The sequence below is a fragment of the Bacillus sp. SD088 genome, assembly GCF_017355205.1.
In the GTDB taxonomy this organism is placed as follows: domain Bacteria; phylum Bacillota; class Bacilli; order Bacillales; family Bacillaceae_C; genus Lederbergia.
Genome location: NZ_JADIJK010000055.1, coordinates 1 through 4,928, shown reverse-complemented (window position 1 = coordinate 4,928; position 4,928 = coordinate 1). Strand labels below are relative to the sequence as shown.

Genomic DNA, 4,928 nt, shown 5'->3' with positions numbered 1-4,928 from the left:
AGGCAGAGGCCTCCAAGCGACTTCAATAGAATCGCGCGGAAGTGAAACATGGCTCAAAATACGGTCCATCTCTGTCTGTTTTATTGACAGAAGTCCAGTTTCCCATGGCTTCTTTTTGCTGGAATTATCGAAGGCTCTTGAAAAATCTGGTTACACTGGCAAAAGAAAGCGATATTTTAAAAATGGAGAATTGCTTTTATTTGAAAAATAGGTGCTTGACATCAAGGAAAAGAACCCATAAACTAAATATACCTATTAATACAAGGTAGGTGGAACGATGTTTAATCGCGAACTTTTAAAAGGTAGCACCGCACTGATATTATTACAATTATTGGATGAACGCTCCATGTATGGGTATGAGCTCGTAAAAGAGATGGAAAAACGCAGTGATTACACATTACAAGTGAAGGAAGGGACGCTCTATCCAGCCCTCCATAAATTGGAGAAGCAGGGTTTTGTTGAAGCCTTTTGGGAAAAGCAGGAAAAAGGACCAGCTAGAAAATATTATAAACTGACAGAAGCTGGTGAAAAACTATTAAAAGAGAAAACAAGTGAATGGACGCTTTTTTCCTCGATGATTAATCGCGTGTTGGGGAAATTATGATTACTTTTCGCGAATATATCGAGCAGCTAGAAAAGGAATTGCGTCATCATTCAAACCGAGTGGAAATCGTGGCAGAAATCACTGCCCATATTCAGGAGGAAATCTCTGCCGAAAACCTGACCGAGAAGGAAGCAATGGCCGTGATTGTGAATAAGCTGGGGAGTCCGCAAGAATTGGCGGCCAGTTTTCACAACGCTTCATTGCCGACCCCGCCGCAAGTGAAAGTCCTGTTTAGTTTATTTAACATAGGGTTATTTATAGTAGGCATAGGCATTACATTGGCCTATCATGTAGGCAATCTTCCCTTCTTTCATGGGATTTGGGTGACGCTCGCGCAAAATAGCTGGTGGATCTTGATCATTTATACAGCTTACTGGATGTTGATCGGTTTTCAGCTAGGAAAAGAATTTGGCAGCCAAGGAAAAAGGTTATTAATTGAAACAGTTCGGCTCACGCTCTTACCTAATTTGCTGTTTATGGCCATTTTATTTTACGGAATTATCCCAATGGAGTGGTTTCACTCGTTCTTAACAACTCCTTTTCTTGGCGCATGTTTTGTTGCAACGATTTTGTTTTATCCAATTAGCCAGGCAGGATTTTATTTAGGTAGGCACCAGACCATTTAAGGTCTGTTCTTTTTACATATATACATAGTCTTACTAGGTTATCTAAATTGGAGGAATAAACAGAATGATTTTAAAAAATGTTGGCATCAGTTTGGTGTGTGCTGTTGGGATTGCAGCAATCTGGTATTGGCTATTTGCGCCCACTTTTTCATCGGGATTTTTTCTAGGAATAGGCTTATTTATGGTTGGCCTGTTTATCTATGTAATTGCTCCAAAAGGTTCTGCTTTAAAACGAGTTGGCTTGATATCGAGCTTATCTGGCCTAATATTAGGAGTTGTAACGATTGCAGCTATTATGGCGTTACTAACAAATATGTAAGCAATTTGGGATTTGGAAACATGACAGATATGTAAGGAAACTGAAAGGAACTTCAATAGGTTGTACAGAGATTTCGTCCTATACTAAGAGAAAAGGAGGAATCTCCCATGACGACTCGTTCCATACATTTAAAAGAAAATATCGGAAGTCGCACTGAGCGATACTCTAGAAAAAGTTCATATAAATGGAAATGGGTAATGATCCCTGGATTACTTTTATTAGCGACCTTTTTATTGATCACAATTGCGGGTGAAAGATTGGTTGGCGATGAACAGCTTGCACAACTGGACGCTTTAAAAAAAGAAGAAAATTATGTGCCGCTTACGCAGTTACCGGAATATGTGCCACAAGCGTTTGTCAGCATTGAGGATCATCGTTTTGATTATCACTTTGGGGTTGATCCGATTTCTTTGACTCGTGCCCTGTTTATTGATCTGAAAACTCAATCCTTTGCCCAAGGTGGAAGTACGATTACAATGCAACTAGTCAAAAACCAATTTTTGACGCAGGATAAATCGCTAGGAAGAAAAGTAAAAGAAATGCTGATGGCTCTGCAAATCGAACGCCATTATACAAAAGATGAAGTTTTAGAGATGTATCTCAATACCATCTATTTTGGTCATGGGACATACGGTTTAGCGGAAGCAGCACAGCTTTATTTCGATAAAGATTTGACTGCAGAAGATTCACTTACTTTAAAGGAAACGGCAATTCTAGCCTCACTACCAAAGGCACCTGAAGTTTATTCACCATTGAAAAATCCGCAACTGAACAGTGAAAGACAAGCGATTGTATTAAATAAAATGGAAGAATTCGGCCATATCACCGAAGAAGAAAGGAATAAAGCAGTATGGACAGACGAACAGACCGAGTAGTGGATACTCGGTCTAAGCAGTTCGGGGAGAAAAAATTCGAGGGGAATTTCACTGTGTAATCAATGCCCCTCAATTTGTTCAAGTCTATAGTGACAATATGGCGTTCTTGGCACTTTCCACATCAGGGAAACAAGTCGTTACTTCCTTCAGACCACTTTGCTGAAAAATTTCTTTTCCCCATTCTGGTAATCCAGTAATGAATACCGTGTATCCATTCTGTTGAACCTCTGTCACAAAGGAAGTCAACTTTTCTTCGCCAGTTGCATCGATCAAACTGACATCAGCCATGTTAAAAATGAGTGTCTTCGGAATGTTCTCTAATTTTTCTGTTATAGAATATTCGAATGCCTGAGCAGTTCCAAAAAATAACGGACCTTTCAGTGTAAAAATTTTATAATGAATGAAGTGACCATCCCCGGTTGAGTTTTGTCGATAAGTTTCTTCTTGTTGAATGTGCAGCAACTTGCTTTTCTTTTTCACAAATGAAAACACAGCTAATATTAAACCAATCGGGATAGCGATTGTTAAATTCAGAAATATCGTTAATAGAAAAGTGACTACTAATACAAGTGAATCACCGTTTTTCCTTTTTAACAATTCTTTAAATGTTTTCACTTGGCTCATGTTCCAGGCAACATACATTAAAATGGGGGCCATCGCTGCAAGCGGAATATAGGAGGCATAGGGAGCTAACAATAATAAAGTCAGCAGTACAAATATGCTGTGAATGACACCGGATAATCTTGTGGCTGCCCCAGCTTTAATATTTGTTGCAGTTCTAGCAATTGCTCCTGTGGCTGGAATTCCTCCAAATAGTGATGTGATCATATTAGCAATTCCCTGACCAAATAATTCCCGATTGGAATGATGTCTTTCGTTGGTCATCCCATCTGCGACCACAGCAGATAATAAGGATTCAATCGCGCCTAATCCAGCAATGGCAAAGGCTGGTCCCCATAGGTGGTTAATTTTTGCCCATGTGATATCGGGAAAATGAAACCCAGGTAAACTTTGGGATATCCCGCCAAAAACGGTTCCGATTGTATCTAGCTGATGAGAGAAAAAGAATACTGATACAAAAGTGGGAACAAGTAGCCCCACTAACAAAACAGGGATACGCGGTGCAATTTTTGGAATCAACACAATCGTCGCGATGCCTATGCCAGCAATCAAAAGGCCATAAGGATTTAATGTAGGAAGATGCCGAAAAATTTCAATCATATTTTCATGAAAATATTCTTTTTTTTCTAATGCATGCAAGCCAAAGAAATTGCCCAATTGTCCAGTGAAAATAATCACCGCAATGCCTGTTGTAAATCCGATTGTCACGGATCTCGGAATATAATGTATCAAATTTCCGATTCGCAAAAAGCTCATTACGACAAGGAAAAAACCAGCCATAAACCCTGCAATCAACAGGTTTTCATAGCCATATTGAAGAACAATTGCAAGTAAGATGGGAATAAAAGCGCCAGTAGGACCAGCAATTTGAAAACGAGAACCACCTAGCAAAGAAACAATCAATCCTGCAATTATCGTTGTGTAAATACCATATTCTGGCTTCACGCCAGAAGCCATGGCAAAAGCCATCCCAAGTGGAATGGCCACAATACCAACGGTAATCCCGGAAATGAAGTCTTTGCGGATGTTTTCAACTTGAAAACTGTTCAAACGATTTCTAGAAAACAAGGAGACTTCACCTCTATACGCATATTTGAAAGAGTATGTATCATACTTAATGATATCATTAAATGAAGGAAAATTCAAAAATTTTCAGGTGGCATACTTGCTGAAGGAAATCCTGACATCGACATGGGTTTTTGAATGAAACTAGGGCATAACTAAAATGTTAAGCTTCAAAGACGAACACCTCATTGCTTTAGAGAAGGAAACATACATAGACTAGTGGGCAAGACTCTGGATGGTGAGAAGGCTGAGGAGACTTACCTCTCGCCCCAGAAAGCGAAGTATATTTCCTTCGTTTTTATGAAAATACTTCTCTTTTTGACTTTCGGCCACTTTATCCCGCATTAGCGGGCAGTAATTCCCCATTTCCAGGATTTAGGAAAGACGGAAGAAGTATAGGTGGAGGATAAACTGCCCGTAAAGGCCCGCTTGGTTCGGGCCAACAGGATGTTGCTATTTTAGCCTTTGATCCTCTAAAATCAGTGGAAAATAAAAGAAAACTTCTACTTTCACTTTATCTATCCTGCACTAAAAGGATCGGGAATTCTTCTTCGTCACTTGTTTGCCAATAAACAGACTCAATATGAACTTGATCATTTAACTGAGGCAATTCCCCTATTATATCTTCCGCAATATCCATCATATCCTTTGTTCCAGGATAGGAAAGTATAAATATTGGCTAATGCTTGATCCAGCTCCAGCGCCTAGCCCCTCGATCTCAAATAACCTGAGCCAATAAAAGTCAAAACCGGACTTTTCTTGTCTCAGAACATTTGCTTGTCGGGGCTGATCAAGGCGCTTGCGCTTTTCTTGATGTT

The 4,928-nt window shown here is 39.6% G+C and carries 7 protein-coding genes; 5 read left to right on the top strand and 2 right to left on the bottom strand.

Going from position 1 to position 4,928, the window contains the following annotated elements; translation table 11 throughout:
* The 5 genes from IPU53_RS24550 to IPU53_RS24530 all read left to right on the top strand — a co-directional run.
* Nucleotides 1–211 (top strand): hypothetical protein (locus tag IPU53_RS24550; RefSeq protein ID WP_396019976.1); only part of this gene is annotated, 211 nt, incomplete at its 5' end.
* 66 nt (nucleotides 212–277) lie between these two features.
* A complete protein-coding gene (locus IPU53_RS24545) occupies nucleotides 278–604 on the top strand; it encodes a PadR family transcriptional regulator (RefSeq protein WP_207454142.1) in 327 nt (108 codons plus the stop codon).
* Nucleotides 601–1,230 (top strand): HAAS signaling domain-containing protein, encoded by a 630-nt coding sequence (locus IPU53_RS24540; protein ID WP_207454140.1) that lies wholly within the window; start codon nucleotides 601–603, stop codon nucleotides 1,228–1,230. Before IPU53_RS24545 ends, IPU53_RS24540 begins: the two co-directional genes overlap by 4 nt.
* A 64-nt stretch (nucleotides 1,231–1,294) precedes the next feature.
* Nucleotides 1,295–1,549 carry a hypothetical protein gene (locus IPU53_RS24535; protein WP_207454138.1) on the top strand — a complete coding sequence of 85 codons (255 nt, stop codon included), beginning with the start codon at nucleotides 1,295–1,297 and terminating at the stop codon, nucleotides 1,547–1,549.
* 107 nt (nucleotides 1,550–1,656) lie between these two features.
* Nucleotides 1,657–2,424 (top strand): transglycosylase domain-containing protein, encoded by a 768-nt coding sequence (locus IPU53_RS24530; protein ID WP_207454137.1) that lies wholly within the window; start codon nucleotides 1,657–1,659, stop codon nucleotides 2,422–2,424.
* 84 nt (nucleotides 2,425–2,508) lie between these two features.
* Here IPU53_RS24530 and IPU53_RS24525 read toward each other — a convergent pair whose 3' ends face one another.
* Nucleotides 2,509–4,113 (bottom strand): SulP family inorganic anion transporter, encoded by a 1,605-nt coding sequence (locus tag IPU53_RS24525; protein WP_242698566.1) that lies wholly within the window; start codon nucleotides 4,111–4,113, stop codon nucleotides 2,509–2,511.
* A 511-nt stretch (nucleotides 4,114–4,624) separates the two neighbouring features.
* Nucleotides 4,625–4,753 carry a hypothetical protein gene (locus IPU53_RS25410; RefSeq protein WP_278253337.1) on the bottom strand — a complete coding sequence of 43 codons (129 nt, stop codon included), beginning with the start codon at nucleotides 4,751–4,753 and terminating at the stop codon, nucleotides 4,625–4,627.
* Between the last annotated feature and the right edge of the window lie 175 nt (nucleotides 4,754–4,928).

Coding starts and splice junctions, on each gene's coding strand:
- IPU53_RS24530 (WP_207454137.1), top strand. CDS start 1,657: ATGACGACTCGTTCCATACATTTAAAAGAAAATATCGGAAGTCGCACT.
- IPU53_RS24545 (WP_207454142.1), top strand. CDS start 278: ATGTTTAATCGCGAACTTTTAAAAGGTAGCACCGCACTGATATTATTA.
- IPU53_RS24540 (WP_207454140.1), top strand. CDS start 601: ATGATTACTTTTCGCGAATATATCGAGCAGCTAGAAAAGGAATTGCGT.
- IPU53_RS24535 (WP_207454138.1), top strand. CDS start 1,295: ATGATTTTAAAAAATGTTGGCATCAGTTTGGTGTGTGCTGTTGGGATT.
- IPU53_RS25410 (WP_278253337.1), bottom strand. CDS start 4,753: ATGATGGATATTGCGGAAGATATAATAGGGGAATTGCCTCAGTTAAAT.